The organism is Streptomyces sp. NBC_01017, from assembly GCF_045162795.1.
In the GTDB taxonomy this organism is placed as follows: domain Bacteria; phylum Actinomycetota; class Actinomycetes; order Streptomycetales; family Streptomycetaceae; genus Streptomyces; species Streptomyces machairae.
Window position 1 is genome coordinate 5039799 of record NZ_CP108683.1, and the last position, 16541, is coordinate 5056339.

At 66.9% G+C, this 16541-nt stretch carries 14 protein-coding genes and 2 pseudogenes; 5 read left to right on the top strand and 11 right to left on the bottom strand.

The features are described 5' to 3' along the window. Positions 1 to 64 precede the first annotated feature (64 nt). The 8 genes from OG331_RS22855 to OG331_RS22890 all read right to left on the bottom strand — a co-directional run bounded on the left by OG331_RS22855 (position 65) and on the right by OG331_RS22890 (position 7167). The gene (locus OG331_RS22855) at positions 65 to 340 is read right to left on the bottom strand and encodes a DDE-type integrase/transposase/recombinase (protein ID WP_406210213.1); all 276 of its coding nucleotides are present in this window, start codon (positions 338 to 340) and stop codon (positions 65 to 67) included. Beyond that, positions 337 to 651, bottom strand: a complete 315-nt coding sequence (locus OG331_RS22860) for a transposase (protein WP_406210216.1) — start codon at positions 649 to 651, stop codon at positions 337 to 339. Before OG331_RS22860 ends, OG331_RS22855 begins: the two co-directional genes overlap by 4 nt. Positions 652 to 855: 204 nt before the next feature. Continuing rightward, the gene (locus tag OG331_RS22865; protein WP_406199122.1) at positions 856 to 1605 is read right to left on the bottom strand and encodes a thioesterase II family protein; all 750 of its coding nucleotides are present in this window, start codon (positions 1603 to 1605) and stop codon (positions 856 to 858) included. Beyond that, positions 1602 to 2339: a thioesterase II family protein gene (locus tag OG331_RS22870; protein WP_406199124.1), complete on the bottom strand. Its 738-nt coding sequence runs from the start codon at positions 2337 to 2339 to the stop codon at positions 1602 to 1604. Before OG331_RS22870 ends, OG331_RS22865 begins: the two co-directional genes overlap by 4 nt. Positions 2340 to 2364: 25 nt before the next feature. Beyond that, complete coding sequence (locus tag OG331_RS22875) at positions 2365 to 3624, bottom strand: cytochrome P450 (protein WP_406199127.1); 1260 nt, start codon at positions 3622 to 3624, stop codon at positions 2365 to 2367. 5 nt (positions 3625 to 3629) lie between these two features. Next, the gene (locus OG331_RS22880; protein WP_406199129.1) at positions 3630 to 5633 is read right to left on the bottom strand and encodes an amino acid adenylation domain-containing protein; all 2004 of its coding nucleotides are present in this window, start codon (positions 5631 to 5633) and stop codon (positions 3630 to 3632) included. A 43-nt stretch (positions 5634 to 5676) separates the two neighbouring features. Continuing rightward, entirely contained in the window at positions 5677 to 6777 is a 1101-nt protein-coding gene (locus tag OG331_RS22885; protein WP_406210218.1) for a branched-chain amino acid aminotransferase, read from the bottom strand. Between the two features lie 105 nt (positions 6778 to 6882). Continuing rightward, positions 6883 to 7167 (bottom strand): acyl carrier protein, encoded by a 285-nt coding sequence (locus OG331_RS22890; protein ID WP_406199131.1) that lies wholly within the window; start codon positions 7165 to 7167, stop codon positions 6883 to 6885. Between the two features lie 393 nt (positions 7168 to 7560). Between OG331_RS22890 and OG331_RS22895 the strand changes: the two are divergent. The 4 genes and pseudogenes from OG331_RS22895 to OG331_RS22910 form a co-directional block, all read left to right on the top strand. Continuing rightward, positions 7561 to 7709, top strand: a pseudogene (locus tag OG331_RS22895) (IS1380 family transposase); the annotation flags it as partial. A gap of 544 nt (positions 7710 to 8253) precedes the next feature. Further along, a complete protein-coding gene (locus OG331_RS22900) occupies positions 8254 to 10194 on the top strand; it encodes a B12-binding domain-containing radical SAM protein (RefSeq protein ID WP_406199133.1) in 1941 nt (646 codons plus the stop codon). Between the two features lie 28 nt (positions 10195 to 10222). Further along, complete coding sequence (locus OG331_RS22905; RefSeq protein WP_406199135.1) at positions 10223 to 11065, top strand: Rossmann-like domain-containing protein; 843 nt, start codon at positions 10223 to 10225, stop codon at positions 11063 to 11065. Between the two features lie 408 nt (positions 11066 to 11473). Beyond that, a complete protein-coding gene (locus OG331_RS22910; RefSeq protein ID WP_406199137.1) occupies positions 11474 to 11821 on the top strand; it encodes a tRNA-binding protein in 348 nt (115 codons plus the stop codon). Between the two features lie 344 nt (positions 11822 to 12165). Here OG331_RS22910 and OG331_RS22915 read toward each other — a convergent pair whose 3' ends face one another. Together OG331_RS22915 and OG331_RS22920 are read right to left on the bottom strand one after the other, a co-directional pair. Continuing rightward, positions 12166 to 13779 (bottom strand): amino acid adenylation domain-containing protein, encoded by a 1614-nt coding sequence (locus tag OG331_RS22915; RefSeq protein WP_406199140.1) that lies wholly within the window; start codon positions 13777 to 13779, stop codon positions 12166 to 12168. A 438-nt stretch (positions 13780 to 14217) separates the two neighbouring features. Then, positions 14218 to 14514 (bottom strand): acyl carrier protein, encoded by a 297-nt coding sequence (locus tag OG331_RS22920; RefSeq protein ID WP_406199142.1) that lies wholly within the window; start codon positions 14512 to 14514, stop codon positions 14218 to 14220. 189 nt (positions 14515 to 14703) lie between these two features. On the opposite strand from OG331_RS22920, the pseudogene OG331_RS22925 reads away from it, so the two are divergent. Then, positions 14704 to 14892: pseudogene (locus OG331_RS22925) on the top strand (IS5/IS1182 family transposase); the annotation flags it as partial. A gap of 371 nt (positions 14893 to 15263) precedes the next feature. On the opposite strand, the gene OG331_RS22930 reads toward OG331_RS22925, so the two are convergent. Further along, positions 15264 to 16538, bottom strand: a complete 1275-nt coding sequence (locus OG331_RS22930; RefSeq protein ID WP_406199144.1) for a condensation domain-containing protein — start codon at positions 16536 to 16538, stop codon at positions 15264 to 15266. Positions 16539 to 16541 lie beyond the last annotated feature (3 nt).

Below are 16541 nucleotides of genomic sequence, written 5' to 3' on the forward strand. Positions count from 1 at the left end.
TCGGTCGCGGCGTTATCGTAACATGATCCGGTTCATCCCATGCTCTGCCTCAACTTCAACTTCCTTATGTGCCTGTGGAATTCACCACTTGTGTATTCCGATCCGCGGTCGGTGTGCATGATGCAGCCCGCTTCAAGTTGCCGCGGCCACCGGCCATCTGCGGGGCGTCGACGACGAGTTCGGTGCGGTGATGGTCCGCCATCGCGTATCCGGTCACCTCGCGGGTCGCCGGCTCGATGACCGTCGCGAGATACCACCAGCCCGCGAGGGCCGGCAGGTACGTGGTGTCACCGACCAGCTTTTGGCCCGGCTCGTCGGCGGTGAAGTTGCGTCCGATCAGGTCCGGGGACGGGGCGGCCTTGCGGTCGGCCTTGGTGAGGTTGCGGCGCGCTTGCGGCGGGTGATCCCGCGGATGTCGCGCTCGCTAATGATCCGCTCGACCTTCTTCCGGATGAGCCGCCGGCCCTTCCGCCGCAGCGTGGCGGGCACGCGGGGCGCGCCGTAGGCACCCCGGTGCTCGACGTGGATCTTCCGTATCGCCTCGGCGAGTTCGTCCTCGCCGGGCGACGTCCAGGACGCGACACAGGGCAGCGATACTGAAACCGCCCGGGTTGTGTTCGGTGGCCTTTCTCCACGTCGATGAAGCGGCAGACCTCGCCCACTTCATTTCCTTCGCGAAGAAGGCGAGACCTCTTTTCAGGATCTCGATGGTCTGCTGCTGTTCACGGTCCCGCCTGCGCAGCCGCCGGAGTTCTTCACGCTCGACGGGTGATCAACGCACCCGCCGGCCCCTCGCCCAGGTCGGCCTTCGCCTGCTTCACCCAGCCCTGCAAGCCCTCGATGCTCACGCGCGTTTCATGCAAGGGTCGGCAGGCCCGCGGCGAAGGTCTCGAAGAGGTCCGGCGGCGCACTGAGGAAGCGCTGGTGCGGGCCGTTGAGGAGCACGAAGTGCGTGTCCCCGCAGGCCGTCCATCCGCCCATGTGCCGATGGTCGACCTCGATGTCCTCGCTCCATCCGATCGTAGTGATCGGCGTCGCCAGCCGCTGCGGGTCCGGCATGACGTACCGCTTGTTGGCGGCGATGTCCTCTTCGAGGATGTCCAGATAGACGTCGCTGAGGTCGGGGATCGGTGTGCCGCCCATCGCGATGGTCATCTTGTCCAGCTCGTCGTTCAGCTCGGACCGGTTCATCACGAGCCATCGCCCGGTCGGTCCATCCTGCGGTGCGACCTGCGACGAGATGAACAGGGAGCTCGGCGTCGGCCATCCGCGCCGCTCGATCTCCGCGGATACCTCATACGCCGCGAGCGCGGAACCACAGTGGCCGAAAAAGCCGTAGGGGACGTCGAGGTAGGGCTCGACGGCGTCCGCCAGCGCCGCCGCCATGTCCTGGTAGGTGGCGAAGATCGGCTCGTTGAACCGGTTCTCCCGGCCCGGCGGTTGCAGGCGGCAGAAGTCGATTCCCCGATAGGAATCCGGCCACTGCCGGTACATCATCGCCCCGCAGCCGGAGTAGGGGATGCAGAACAGGCGCGCCGACGCCTCGGCCAGCGGTGCGCGCGGAAACCACTTGTTCGGTGCCAGCCTTGCGGTGACATCGCTCATCGCAGGTCCTCCGAGATAGCGTCGATCACGAGCCGCGTCGCATTCGCGTCGAGGAAGTGCCCGCCGTCGATGACGTTCATGACGAACGGACCGGTGGTCTCCTTGCCCCACGGCTCCTGCTGCTGCGGTGAGGATTCTTCGTCGGCAGCGCCGGCGAAGGCTGTGATCGGGATGTCGAGCAGCACGTCGGGTTGATACGTGTGCGTACTGAGCACGGTCAGGTCAGCGCGCAAGGTGGCCACGATTTCGTCCAACAGCTCAGGGTCGTCGAGGAACTGGGCCGGGGTGCCTCCCAGCGTCCTCATGTACTGCACCAAGCCCTCGTCCGGACCGTTCCAGCCGCGCACCTCGCGATCAAGGCTCGGCGCGGAGCTCGCCGAGACGTACAGCGCGCGCAGCATCGGCAGCCCCCTCTCGCGCAGGGCATGTGCGAGCGACCACCCGACCCGCGCGCCCATGCTCGCTCCGAACAAGGCGACCGGCCGGTCCAGCAGCGGCTCGACGGCATCGACGAGGCCGTCGACCAAGTCCTCCATGGCGCGGAACGGCGGTTCGGCGATCCGGTCGGCACGGCCGGGCAGCTGCACCGCGATCGGGTCGATCGACGGCGGCAGCAGCCGCGGCCACTCGCGGAACATCGCCGCGTTGCCGCCCGCGTGGTGCAGGCACAGCAGCGTGGTCGCCCCGGCTGCCGGGCTTCGAAAACGCTTGAACCAGCGATGTCCGTCGGACATGGAGCTTCTTACCTCTCGGTGTTCGTCAGATGGGGCGTGCCGTGATCGGCAGGTGCTTGTAACCGGACACGAACGTCGAGCGCATCCGTACCGGAGTGCCGGCGGACTCGAACCGGTGATACGAGGTCAGCAGCTCTTCGAAGAGGATCTTCAGGGTGGCGCGGGCGAGTGTGTGGCCGACGCAGTAGTGCGGGCCCATGCCGAACGAGAGGTGCCGGTTCGGCTTGCGACGCAGTTGGAACTCGTCGGGATCGGGGAACACATCCCCGTCTCGGTTCGCCGATCCGAACCAGACGACGAGCGGGTCGCCCTCCTTGACTGTGGTGCCCCGCACCTCGACATCCCTGGTGGCATGGCGCATGAAGTAGTTCACGGGCGCAGCGAGGCGCAAGGCCTCCTCGACCGCCGACCCGGTGACGCTGATGTCGGCGGCCCACTCGTCGAGCAGCCCGTCCCCGATGTGCTCGGCCATGACGTAGTTGGGCGAGTGCGGAGTCGTCACCGACGCCCCGAGCAGCACGCTGTAGCAGTTGGACATGACCTCGCCGGGCGCCATCGGCCGGCCGTCCACCTGGGTGGTCATCAGAACACTGATGAGGTCGTCGCCGAGCTTGCGCTTCCGCTCGCGGTAGATCTCCTGGAAGTACGCGAACAGCTCTCGGTGCGCGCCGTCCACCGTCGCCACGGCATCGCCGGTGTCGGCGTCCAGATAGTCGGGATCGTGGCCCGCGATCGAGGCGTTGAGCAGGTGGCACAGCCGCGGCCAGTCCTCCCGGGGCAGGTCCATCGCGACCCCGGCCACCGCCACGGGGAGCATGAGCATGGCCTCAGCGAAGTCGAAGGTGCCGCCGTCGCCCAGCGGCGCGAACAGCTCGCGCACCAGACCCTGGATCGCCGCGTGCTGCGCCTCCAGCGACTTGGGCGTGAGCGCCTTCTGCAACCGCGCGCGCATCCCGGTGTGCCGCGGAGGGTCGGTCACCGGAATCTGACGGCCGCCCGCGGGGTCCTGGGTGCCCAGGGTGTCGAGCATCGTTCCGCGCTCGGACGTGAACGTCTCGTGGTCGCGCAGGACCCGGTCGGCGTCCTCGTACTTGACCACGGACCAGAAGCCGCGCCGATCGTCCACCTGCTGCCAGGTGAGCCGATCCAGCCCGCGCAAGTGGGCCCAGGTGGCGCGGTAGTCGCCGTCGCTGAACAGCATGGGGTCGGCGACGCCGTACGCCGCCGTGTGGCTCACCGGGCACTTGCCCACCAGGCGGGCGGGCATCTCATCGACATCGGTCATCTTCATCACCCTTGTCCGGCCTCGGCCGCGGCGCTGTCCAGCCGCCGCGAGACCTCTTCGGCCAAAGCCTCGATCGTGGGATTCAGGAACAAAGTACGCGCGGACATGGCCACCTTGAACCGATTCTCCAGCGCGGCCAGCAGCTCGGCTGCGAGCAGCGAATGCCCGCCCAGCTCGAAGAAGTCGTCGGTGATGCCGATCGGCTCGATCTCCAGGGCTTCGCTCCAGATCTCCGCCAGCTGCCGCTGGAGATCGGTGGAGGGCCCGACGAAGTCATTCCAGACGTTGCGCGGCATCCGGGCCGCGGGCAGGGCCGAGCGATCGACCTTGCCATTCGGATTCAGCGGGATGTCCGCGACCGGGAAGATCCCCCACGGGACGAGGTGCGCGGGCAGTGTCTTGTGCAGGTGGTCGCGCAGCTCGCTGCCCAGCGTCGTCGCTTCGTCCGCCAGGAGCTCGCCGACGGCGACGGTGGCGATGAGCCGGGCGTCGCCCGCGCCGTCGGTGTGGGCGAGCACCACGGCCCGCTGCACCTTCGGATGGGCCATCAGCTCCACTTCCACCGTGCTCGGCTCGACACGGTAGCCGCGGATCTTGAGCTGCCGGTCGGCACGGCCCAGGAAGTCGAGGTCGCCGGCGTCGTCGGCGATCACGAGATCGCCGGTACGGTACATCCGGGCGCCGGGCCTGGAGGGATCGATGTCGGCGACGAATTTCTCCGCAGTGGCCACCGGCCTGCGCAGGTAGCCGGTGGCCACTCCGGGCCCGCCGACCCAGAGCTCGCCGACCTCGCCCGGCTTCACCGGCCGGAGCGCGTCGTCGAGGACCATGGTCGTAGTGCCGTCGACGGCCCGCCCGATCGGCACCCGGGAACCGCTGGGCGGCGTGCGCGACGTCCAGCAGGTCGTGAACGTCGTGTTCTCGGTCGGGCCGTACCCGTTGGTGAAGACCAGGTGCGGGTGTGTTTCCAGGAGCTGCCTGACGTGCGTCGGCGACAGGACGTCTCCGCCGGCCAGGAGGTGACGGACCCCACCGAGGCCGTCACGATGGTGGTCGACGATCTTGTGGAAGAGCCCCGTGGTGAGCCACAGGACGGTGATGCCCTCGTTCTGTACCGTGGCGATGAGCTCGCCGAAGTCGGCGTGGCCGGTGCCGGCCAGCGCGAGGCGGTTGCCGCGCACCAGCGGGGTCCAGATCTCGAAGGTGGAGACGTCGAACCCAACGCGAGTGAGCTGCAGGAAGACGTCCTCGGGCTGGACGTCGATCCACCCGGGATTGTCGATCAGCCGGAAGACCGCGCGGTGCGGCACCACGACGCCCTTGGGCTCGCCGGTGGACCCGGAGGTGTAGCAGACGTACATAGGAGTGTCCGCCGTGATCGGCGTCTCGTCGACCGGCTCCGGCGAGTACCGGTCGGCGGTCTCGTCGTCGACGCACAGGATCTGGCCGATCTCCGGGACCGCGTCCGCCGTCTCGCGGCTGACGACCGCGAACCGGACGGCGGAGTCCGCCACGATCCGGCGTCGCTGGTCGGCCGGCTCGGTCGGGTCGAGATACAGGTACGCCCCACCGGCCTTGAGGACGGCCAGCAGCGTGGTGATGAGCGGTAGCGACCGGCCGAGGACGACGGCGACGACGGATCCGCCACCGACGCCCGCCGATCGCAGTCGGCCGGCCAGCAACTCAGCCTGCGTGTCCAGTTCCTCGTAGGTCAGTGCGGTGCCTGCGTGGCTGACCGCCACGTCGCGGGGCGTACGCCTGGCCTGCTCGGCAACCAGGTTGTGGATAAGCGCCACCGGGTCGTGCTCAGGCGCGGCGCCCTGGGCACTCGCCGGCCGGATGTCGGACCACGTCGATTCGATGAACGCATGGCACTCTTCGCGAGAGCCGGCCTCCCGCGCCACCCGCCAGCCGGATGGGCGCTCCAGCTTCGACGGCCACAGTGAGTACTGTTCCTCATCGTTGACCAGGACCACAAACGTGCCGTTGGGGTTATCAAACTCATTCAAGTCGGGAGATCTTTCTCTGTCAGTCCGATACGGCCAAACATGGTCAGCACACGGGGTGCGTCCAACCGAACTCATCTGGGATGCGGCCGTATTGGATACCGAGCAACTCCTCGCGAAGCCGCATGGTGACCGGGCCGGGGCGGCCATCGCCGATCGTCCATCCGCCGTCGGCACCGCGCACCTGTCCGACCGGTGCGATGACCGCCGCGGTCCCGCAGGCGAAGACCTCGGTGATCTGGCCCGTTTCGCACTGCTTGCGCCACTGATCCACCGAGATACGTCCCTCCTCGCAGTCGAGGCCGAGCCTTCCGGCGAGCTGGAGCAGCGAGCTCCGCGTCACCCCCGGCAGCAGCGTTCCGGTCAACGCAGGTGTCATGAGCGTCTGAGAGTCACCGGAGCCTTGGACGAAGCAAAGGTTCATCCCGCCCATCTCCTCGACCCACGTGCGCTCGACCGCGTCCAGCCAGACGACCTGGTCGCAACCGTTGTCCACGGCGTTCCGCTGGGCCAGGAAAGCCGCGGCGTAATTGCCGCCGGCCTTCGCGAATCCGGTCCCACCGGGCGCGGCGCGGCTGTATTCCTCGGACAGCCAGACGGACAGCGCCGACGGCCCGGTGCGCCCGCGAAAGTACCCGGGTGCCGGGCTGGCGATCACACAGAACAGATAGCTGTTCGACGGAAGGGTGAATCCCAGCGTCGGCTGGGTCGCGATCATCATCGGCCGCAGATACAGGCTGTTGCCCTCACCGTCCGGCACCCATTGGCGATCCTGCCGGACGAGCAGTTCAACGGCGTGGACGTACGTCTCCACCGGGATCTCCGGCATCGCGAGCCGACGGGCGGAGGCGTTGAACCGGGCGGCGTTGCGCTCCGGCCGGAAGAGGGCGATGGACCCACCTTCCTGACGGTACGCCTTCATCCCCTCGAAGATCTCCTGCCCGTAGTGGAAGACCGACGCCGACGGCGGCAGGGAGATGGGCTGGAAGGCCTCGACCCGTCCGTCGTGCCACCCGTGCTCCTCATCCCAGCGCAGAGTGATCATGTGATCGGTGAACACCTGGCCGAACGCAGCAGCGTCGAGAGCGGCGCGGCGCTCCGCCTCGGGCGCCGGCTTCCGGTTCGGCCTGATCTCGAAGTCGACTATGGCTACTGCCCTCTTCCAGTGGTTCGAGTGAAACGCTCCTCCCGACCCGACAGTCGCCCGGGCCCGCGCCCTGGCACAGCCCTGACCGTCGGCACCGGAATCGCGCTACCGGCTGCCCTGCTCCGCGGTCCGCTCGTGGAGCACGGCGGACTCCGCCTCGAGCTCGCGTGGGGACGAGAACTTGAACACGAGACTCGCCGGCGGCCGCCAACCCGAAAGCAACTCGTAACGCGACAACAGCTTCGGGATCAGCAGCGAATGGCCGCCCGCCTGGAAGAAGTTGGTGTCCTCGTCGATATCGGCGGACGCAAGAACCTCACGAAATGCCTGTAGCCAGGCCGAGTCGGAAGATTCACCACTGTCAGGCTGTGGCGTGCCAGGTGTGAACACGAGGTCCCCCAGGTAATGCGAACGATGCCGAGCAGGCATTTCGAAAGGTGGTCGGAGGGGATGGTGGAGCAGTCTGGAACGACGCTTTAGCGTCAGTCACCACGAACTGAAGGTTGAGGCTATGGCACCGACCGGACGTATACGTACTGGCACCAGTCAGGGTCTCCTCCGAGTGCTGAACTCCCGGCAACGGGTCGCACCGGAGCCCGGACGGGAGTTCACCGGCCGGTTCGCTCCGGGCGAGACGGACCCACGACTCTCCGGCGGACCAGGGGAACAACTGGCCTCGCGCTGCCATGAAGCGGGCTGTCCGGCAGGTTGCCAGAACAGCGAAAAGTGCCTCTGACCAGCAAGAATGAGGATCGTCGAGGTTCTTGTTCCTGCCATCGCCGGATGCATTTCCAGGCGAAGAAGAGCAGCGGGTCGTACCCGCCTGTTCGCGTCGGGGCGGTGGCCGTTCAGTGGTCACCCAGGCCGGGGCCGTGCTGCTGGTGCAGACGGTCCGCAAGATCCTGCTGCAGATGGCGCTCTCGGTGGCACTGGGCGAGGACGAGGTCCTGCCGGGCGGTCGACTGCTGGTCGGTCGAGTCCCGCTTGAAGACCAGGTTCGCCATCGAGGCCGCTTTCTGACGGGCGACCAGAACCTACCCGTCGTCAAACCCTGTCAACAATGACCATCCGATCCAATTGGATCGGCGGTGGCGCGAGCCCTGAAAATCCACGGCCCATTGGATGTTGACAGTGTATCCGCCAACTATTCAGGATGGCCGTGCCGAAGCCCCCTCCGATGCTCAGCCGGGGCTACCTGAATGTGGGTAACCGATGTTGACACAGCATGGGGAGGAACTCGCATCGTATGGCCGTGCTGTGAACGGTATCTGGTTGCCGTTCTCCGACCTCGCACACTGAGGACACCCACGGCCGACCCACCACTCAACTGGCGATCGGCTGCCGTGCGGAGACGAACGCCACGGTTACCCACGCCTCCCCGGCTCCACAACCACCAGCGATACCGATCGGCGCCGCTCTTGTTCCGTCCCCCGCCCATGCCGTTCCTCGTAACCAACAGCAACGAGAGGTACCGCCTTGCCCACAGCAGCACTCAAGACCGTCGTCCATGACGTCTTCCAGCGCCCCATGCACGTGGATGAGGCCTCAGCCGACGCGCTCGCCGCGTTACGCCGGTCCCGACGCGACGCTCTGCTCGAACGGGCTCGGTGCGAACACCTGGGCCAGGTGCCGTGGAGCACTCGTGCCTTCCCGGTGCTCGCCGCGCTCGCGCCGGTGATGACGTCGCCCGAGGGAGAGATCACGTACCCCGGCGACCCGATGTGCCTGTACGCGGCGCTCAGCGTCGCCGTCGACAGCGCGCTGAAGTCGGCCCGGATCGCGGCGGACGGCAGCGAGGACCTGCCGTTCACGGACCTGTGTCCTGACTGGCACTGTCCCCCGAGTAAGGAGCGGCGGCTGTCCGCGCGGCACGGGCTACGCGCCGAGCGGGACATGGAGAGCACCCCCGACAGTGCCGTCTTCGACCCCCGGGTGTGGGACGAGCAGGCCCGCAACGACCTGCGGGCGGTCACTCGGCGGTTACGCCCGAAGGTCTTCCTTGTCAGCACGGTCTCTCCGGGACACCGCTACGCCTTGGAGATGGCCCGTCTGGTCAAGGAGGAGGCGCCCGACTGTCTCGTGGTGTTCGGGGGACGGCACATGGACGAGACCATGCGCTATGCCCCTGCGGACCGGTCCGTCAGCCTGGAGTACAGCAGCACGCTGCGCGCTATCGAGGAGGGCCGTGCCGAGCCGGTCGTGGACTTCTGCGTCGGGGGCGAGGGTTACTTCGCGCTCGACCTGTTGATGAAGGCGGTCGCCCTGGCGATGGACCTCGACCGTACCCGGGCTCGCGTCCGCGACGTTGTCGAGATGCTGTCCCTGCTCGGTGCCGCGGGGCTGCGCCTGCCGGGCAGCTCGCTGCTGTGCGCGCGGGACGAGGACGCTCTGCACGCCTTCCCTGTCAGAGGTGGGAAGTACGATCTGGCCCAACTGCCGTCCCCGTACCAGGGTTTCGCCGTCCGCGCCCGGTTCCCCGTCTTCCCGCTGCCCGACGGCAGCCCCGCCCGCACGGCTCACATGACCGTGACCAACGCCTGCCCCTACCACTGCGACTTCTGCTCCGAGTCGGCCCTCGTGGTCGGCGGACTCAAGCGCTTCGGTGCCTCACCAGCCGAGGCCGCCCTTGAGCGGGTGTGCGAGTACGTCAGCTACGGCGCCGCGGCGGTCTTCTTCGACGACTCCATCTTCTGGGCCGGCACGTTCCGGGCCATCCACGAGTTCTGCGAGGTGCTGCGCGCGGCCCGTACCGCGCCGTCGCCTGAGCAGCTGCCCGAGCGCTGCCGCCGGTGGATCACCGGGGACGACGACTGGCAGCGTCTGCGTGACCTGCGGTTCGGCTGCCAGGTGACCGCCGATCTGCTCACCACGCTGCACGGCGAGAGCGAGGTGCGCGCGCTGCTGTCCACCCTGCGCGAGGCGGGCTGCACTTACCTCTACCTGGGCATCGAGAGCATGTCGAGCGAGGTCATGGAGCACGTCCACAAGAACCTCCGCCGCACCATCGACCTGCCGTGGAAGAAGAAGGTCCGCACTGCCCTGGAGCGGATACGGGAGGCCGGCATACCCGTCGGTACCTCCGTGCTGTTCGGTCTGGAGGGCGAGAACCGCCGGACGATCGAGGAGACCGTCGAGGAGGTGGGGCAGCTCGTCGACGACGGCCTCGTCATGCTGGCCAGTCCCAATATCCTCACCTACCACCCGGCCACCCGGATCACGCGAGACCACGGCGTGCAGGACCAGCTCGACTACCACTCCCCGGACGTCGACAACCGGCCGCCGTACATCTACTTCGAGGAAGCCTTCCCCGGCGTCGTCTCACGCCGTCTGTCCGAGGACGACATCTGGTTCATCCATGACGCGACCGCCAAACGCTGGGGCACCACCCGCAACTCCGCCGAGCCCGCACTCCCGTAACCCGCCGACCGAAAGAGTCACCACAGACATGGACGACATGCTGGGGACCTTGCGCGCCGTCCTCGCCGAGCGCAGCCGCGATCTACCCGACGACGACTTCCGGCTGCGCAGCCTGTGGAGCGTGGACTACCGGTCTCAACCCACCGACTACGAACGGTTCATGGTCTACAGCTTCGTACTGGCGCAGACCGTCCGGCAGGGCTGCTGCTACGCCGACTTCGGCACTGTGAGGATCGGCGAGGCCAGTGACGGGCTCATAGGGAAGGACGCTCGCCTGGTGCGCGGCAGCACCCGAGAAGAGGACATCGCCATCCTGGACGCCGCGTTCGGCGCGCTGCCCCGCACCCCGGCCGAGGTCCTCACCATTGACGGGCCGCCGGAGGAGAAGGCGCTGGCCAGGGCGCGGACCGTGGTCGGTGAGACGATGCGGCTGCTGAACCGCTCACCAGGCCGCAAGGTCGCCCAGATCGGGGTCATGGGAAATCTGATCCATCACCTCCAGCGCGAGGACGTCGACCTCACTGCCAGCGACTTCGACCCCCACCTCATCGAGAACGGCATCCTCGGCGTCCCGGTGTACTCGGGTGACGAGAGCGCACGGCTGGTCGCGGAGAGCGACGTGGCGCTGGTGTGTGGCGAGACGTTGGCCAGCCACACCCTGGAGGAGCTGGTGGAGACCGCCGCGGAGCACGACACCCGCCTGGTGGTCTTCGCCGTGACCGGATGCCACTTCGCGCAGGAGTACTGCGGGACGTTCGGCATCGACACGGTCATGGCCGAACCTCAGCCCCAGTACCTCTTCCAGGGCCCCTCGACCCTGGAGATCTACCGGAAGGACGCCCTCGGGCGCACCCCCCGTCGTCGCCTCTGAACCGATACCGGCCCACCACGCCACCGGGGCGGGCGCTTCATCGCGGGTGTTCTGCCCATCCCGCCGGCCGCGCTGCTGTGGGGCAGCACTGGTACTGCGGCGTACGCCATTCACTCCTACAGCGCCGGACGCCTCATCCGCCGTGGGGATATCTCTCTTTGGTGCGGATGGCGCTGGCGTACCATCTCCTCGGCCGGGGCTTGATCCTTGTGGCGGCTGGCACGGCGGCCACGCTGATCCTGGTCGAGCCGGTGACGTCCGCGGTAGTGAGCGTGGTGGTGGCGGACGAGCGTCTCGCCCCGGTATCGGATTACTCATCCTCGACGACCGTAAGTAACGTACGGACATGCCTGATCGATCCCAACAGGCAGTCCCCTGGACCAACATGAGACAAGGACGAGGAGTGCGATGACGGCCACCGAGTCGGAGAAGATCGACGCCGAACAGTTCTTCGCCTGTGAGCTGCGGGTGGGGCGGGTTGTCGAGGTCGAGGACTTCCCCGAGGCCAGGAAGCCGGCGTACAAGGTGGCTGTCGATTTCGGTCCCGCGGGCGTCCTGCACACGAGCGCTCAGGTCACCCACTACGACCGGGAGGCCCTCAAGCACCGACTGGTCGTCGGCGTGGTCAACCTCAAGCCCAAACGGATCGCGGGTTTCCGGAGCGAGTTCCTGCTGCTCGGTTCGTACGATGCCGAGGGTCGGGCGCAGCTCCTCGTTCCGGCAGATGGGGCGACGCTCGGCGACATTGTGGGTTGAGACGGCATCCGCTTGACGATGTCCTGCACGCGGACGGGTCGGACATCTCCAGCAGTCGCACCGGACGGGCGGCTTCGGGGCCGCGCCGGGCCGCCTGTGCTGCAACGGGCTGACGGCCTCGGACGTACCCCGCCAGGAGCCGCCCCCCCCGAGGCAGGGGACTGGGGGCTGGAACCGCGTTTGCGTCCGTATGTGTACCAGCGGCGGAGGCCGTCAGGCGGGCGCGCCCGGACACCGAGCTGCCCCTACAGGCGCCCGATGACCCGCGGCGCGACAAGCGAATGGCTGCCCGCTGAAAAGAAGTTGTCGGTGGGCCTGATGTGCGGACGCTCGAGCACCTCGGATCACACTCCGGCGATCAACATCTCGATCTCGCCCTGCGGCTCCTCGCCCTGCGGCTCCTCCACTTCAGCGCTGGACCACAGGGCCTCGACAGGCAACGCCCTGTGGTCCACCTTGCCGTTCACGCTCAGCGGCATGGCTGTCAACATGACGAACGCCGAGGGAATCATGTACGGCGGCAGCAGGCCGGCCAGGTGCTCCTGCAACTCTCTTGCGCCTGGGGCTCTCTCGCCCGATGAAACGTAGTACCCGACCAGCTGGTCGCCGACCGTCGCGGTGGCGTGCAGGATGACGACGGCTTCCCCGACGTCAGGATGTTCCGCGAGTGCCGTCTCGATCTCGTCCAACTCCACCCTGCAGCCACGGATCTTGATCTGCCGATCGGACCGCCCCAGGTAGTCGATGGTGCCGTCGGGGCGCAGCCGTACCCGGTCGCCCGTGCGATACATCCGGCCGCCGACGGCGAACGGGTCGGCGACGAACCTCTGAGCTGTCAACGCGGGCCGATTCACGTAGCCGTTGGCAACAGCGGCTCCAGCCAGGTAGAGCTCACCTGGCTCGCCGACGGCGGCGGCACGGAGGGCGTCATCGAGCACGTAGGCGGCGAACCCAGGCAGCGGACGGCCGATGTGCGGGCCCTCGCCAGTGATCCAAGTCGCCGTGGAATCCACTGTGCACTCGGTGGGGCCGTACAGGTTGATCGCCTCGATCATCCCGTCTTGGCGTGCCTGTCCCAGCTCCTTCCATACGTCTGCCGGAACCGGTTCGCCGCCCATGAAGAGCCGCAGCGTCCGACCGTCGGCTGTGGGAGCCAGGAGAGTCTCGCGTAACAACGTCCAGTGGGAGGGCGTCAAGTCCAGGTCGTCGACAGCGTGCTCGTCCAGCCGCGCGCGGAGTGCATCCGGATCCGTGCGCTCGCTGTCGCTGATCACGACGATGCTGTCGCCACGGCAGATCCGCGCCCACTGCTGGACGGACGCGTCAAAGGAGAAGCTCGCGTTCCAGGCCACCACGCGTGGCTGCTCGCCGTAGTACCCCGCATCCTCAAGATCCGCAATCAGCGAGGCCACACCGCCCCTGGTGGCCTCCACTCCCTTCGGCATCCCAGTCGAACCGGAAGTGAAGATCACATAGGCGGGATCCGTGAGGGGGGACTCCGCTGCCACCACGTCAGGATCCGTCGCCTGCGTGGATACTGCGTCCGCAAGCGAGATTGTCGCTACCCCGGTGGGCCATGCGGTCCCGCTGTCAGCCTCCGCCAGCACCGTCCGTACGTCGGCACTCTCCACCATGTACGTAAGCCGGTCTTGCGGGTAGGCCGGGTCCAACGGTACGTAGGCGGCACCAACCCGCCACACGGCCAGTAGCGCGACGACCAGATCCGCACCACGGTGCAGGCTCACGCCCACGCGAGCGCCCCGCCCGATGCCGTGATCGGCCAACCGGCCGGCTACCTGCCTGGTGCGGTAATCAAGTTCGGCGAAGGTCAAAGTGCGATCGCTACCGTGCACAGCCGTCCGGTTCGGGGCCGAGTCAACCGCATACCGAAAGCGGACCATCGGGTCGACCAGCGCAGTACGGGCCGACGGTGCCAGGAGCTTTTCCGTGAGGCTCACGCGACGTCCTCGATCTCCGCAGAAGCGGCCACAGTCGGTTGGTGGTCCTCAAGGTGGATGGGGTTGCCCATCGCGACGAACATGACATCGCCAGGCTGCGAGGCCTGCCGCACCGTTGCCTCCGCGTAAGTGGTGTTGATGGTTTCGAGTTCTTCACGAGTGAGGAGTTGACCGTTGCCGAAACCGGTCTCGAAGGGCAGGTCGTCCGCCCCGAGTTCACCGCTGAGTCGTCCTCAGGTTCCCTTCGGCATCCCAACGACAGGAGATGAGATTCTCCGAACTCACCGATATGTGCTCTGAGTAACTCCGAAACACGGCCCAACCGTTGGGGCGAAGGAGACAGGCGATCATCAGAAGCCCAAGGAAGGTCAGCGTATCCACAGCCCTGACCGCCGATGCACCGGAATAGCGCTACCGGCCGCCCTGCTCCGCGGTCCGCTAACGGAGCACGGCAGACTCCGCCTCGAGCTCGCGTGGGGACGAGAACTTGAACACGAGACTCGCCGGCGGCCGCCAACCCGAAAGCAATTCATAGCGCGACAACAGCTTCGGGATCAGCAGCGAATGGCCGCCCGCCTGGAAGAAGTTGGTGTCCTCGTCGATATCGGCGGACGCAAGAACCTCACGAAATGCCTGGAGCCAAGCCGAGTCGGAAGATTCACCACTGTCAGGCTGTGGCGTGCCAGGTGTGAACACGAGGTCCCCCAGGTAATGCGAACGATGCCGAGCAGGCACCTTCGAAAGGTGGTCGGAGGGGAAATGGTGGAGCGGTCTCGAACGACGCTTTAGCTGTCAGCCACCATGAACTGAAGGTTAAGGCTATGGCACCGACCGGACGCATACGTACTGGCACCAGTCAGGGTCTCCTTCGAGTGCTGAACTAAAGCCCGACGTCATCGCTGAACTCGTCACAGAGATACGCCCGTTGCTGCACGAGCGCCACCAGGCGGCGGTCCTTGGGTGACCCCGGGCATCAAACGCCGGGGCCTGGCCGCGGCACGGGCACCGGTCGAACGAGGCGTCGCCCGCCTGAAGTCCTGGCGGATTTTCCGTCGATCCCGATGCATTCCGAACCGCATGACGTCGATCGCCAGAGTCGTCCTCACCCTGGAGCCGGTGGGTGCGGGCGGCGGTCAGGTCGTGAGCCCGGCCCGGCCGTCACACTCGGCGTCGGTGCCGTCCAGCAGGACGAAGTCGTCGGCCTCGCGCAGGTACACCAGTGCCACCATCGCGTGCTGGAGCGGGGCGGAGCTTGCAGCGGACCATCACCTGATCGGTGGCTGTGTCCGCGCGCACCCTGTGCCCCTGACGGGTCGCTGACCCTGCACGGGGCCAGGACGAACTCTCCGACGCCGAACCCGAGACGATGCGCTTTCGGCTCTACCACCTGCCGGAAACAGCTCTCCCCCGCACGGCACCCGCCGGGATAAACAGGGATGAACCAATCTGCACAGGGAGCAGCGATCCCCGCTGAAGGATCGAGGTCAGCTGTCCGCCGAAAGCACGAAGCTCTCAGCTGCCTTGATCAGCGATTCGACGACGTCGTCCGGAAAATAGTTCTCGTTGTAATAAACAACGATCTGCGGGTCCTCTCCATCCAGTTCCCACCTGAATTGAACGGTTCGCGGCCAAGTCACCTCACCCGGCACATAAAGCGGCACGATTTCGGCCGTCGTTCCGACTAGAAGTGACTCCGACTCCCCGAAGGTCACCGTCCGCTTGTCAAGGACCACGTTCACCCCGGCTTGCCGGTCCGCGGACGCCAGTTCCTCATTCCAGAGCCTTCCGGCGGACCGAAGCGGGAGGATGTACTCGAACACGTCGAGGGTATGAGAAAAGAGTTCGCGAACCGTTTCCAGCGGACGTCGCGACCGCGCAGTCAGCTGCAGGGGGACCATCTGGACGAACAGGCCAGCGATATCGGCTGTACCCGGCAGAACGCGCCCGTGGAAAGGGGTGGTGGCCCCCACGGTCGGGGCGTCGCTCACCTCTTGCAAACCTGCCAGCACAGCGGAGGCCACCGTTACGAACGATGTCGCCCGGGCACGTTTTGCGATGTCGAGTACTCTCGCCTTCGCGTCCGCCGGCAACGCGTGATGCACCGCCGTGAGCCTGGATTCGCCTTTCGCTTCACAGGCGATCGGAAAGGCGGGAGGAAACGTTCCGAACTGCTCGGTCTGGGAGCGCCAGAACGCCCTACGCTCCTCACCCCATGCAGTGGAGAGCTCGCGGCGCTCAAGCAACGTAAAGTCGTGATACGCGTTCTTCTCGGCCTTGTCGGGGACGCTCGCGCCTTGAGTGGCGCGCTCATAGAACTCGCCGAAATCCGCCATGAGACGCTTCCACGTCTTCTCATCGACGATGATGTGGTCCAGCACGATCGCGAGGAGGTGCCTGCGGTCGTCGCGCTGCACGATCGCGATGCGCGACAACCCCACGCCGGCGAGGTCGAAGGGGATCGTGATCCGGCGTACCGTCTTGAGCGCCTCCGTGTCCGTATCGGCGGTGTAGAACTCCACCTCCCCCAACACGTCTTCGTACGTGCATGCTTCGTCCGGCGAGACGTAGGCCCGGCGCAGCACGTCATGACTCAGACAGACGCCCCGCCACGCCTCACGAACGGCGGCGAGGTCCAGCTCCCCGGTGAGCCACAGCACGCAATAGACAAGATTGTGCCTGTCCGCAAACTCCCCCGACAGCCGGGCCATCTCGGCGAGCGATGTCGGACCCCGCGTGACCTCAGCCCGGCCCACAGTCATTTC

Bases quoted from the DNA above. Each gene is read 5' to 3' on its own strand.
- OG331_RS22930 (WP_406199144.1), bottom strand. From the start codon at position 16,538: ATGACTGTGGGCCGGGCTGAGGTCACGCGGGGTCCGACATCGCTCGCC.
- OG331_RS22905 (WP_406199135.1), top strand. From the start codon at position 10,223: ATGGACGACATGCTGGGGACCTTGCGCGCCGTCCTCGCCGAGCGCAGC.
- OG331_RS22910 (WP_406199137.1), top strand. From the start codon at position 11,474: ATGACGGCCACCGAGTCGGAGAAGATCGACGCCGAACAGTTCTTCGCC.
- OG331_RS22875 (WP_406199127.1), bottom strand. From the start codon at position 3,624: ATGACCGATGTCGATGAGATGCCCGCCCGCCTGGTGGGCAAGTGCCCG.
- OG331_RS22870 (WP_406199124.1), bottom strand. From the start codon at position 2,339: ATGTCCGACGGACATCGCTGGTTCAAGCGTTTTCGAAGCCCGGCAGCC.
- OG331_RS22865 (WP_406199122.1), bottom strand. From the start codon at position 1,605: ATGAGCGATGTCACCGCAAGGCTGGCACCGAACAAGTGGTTTCCGCGC.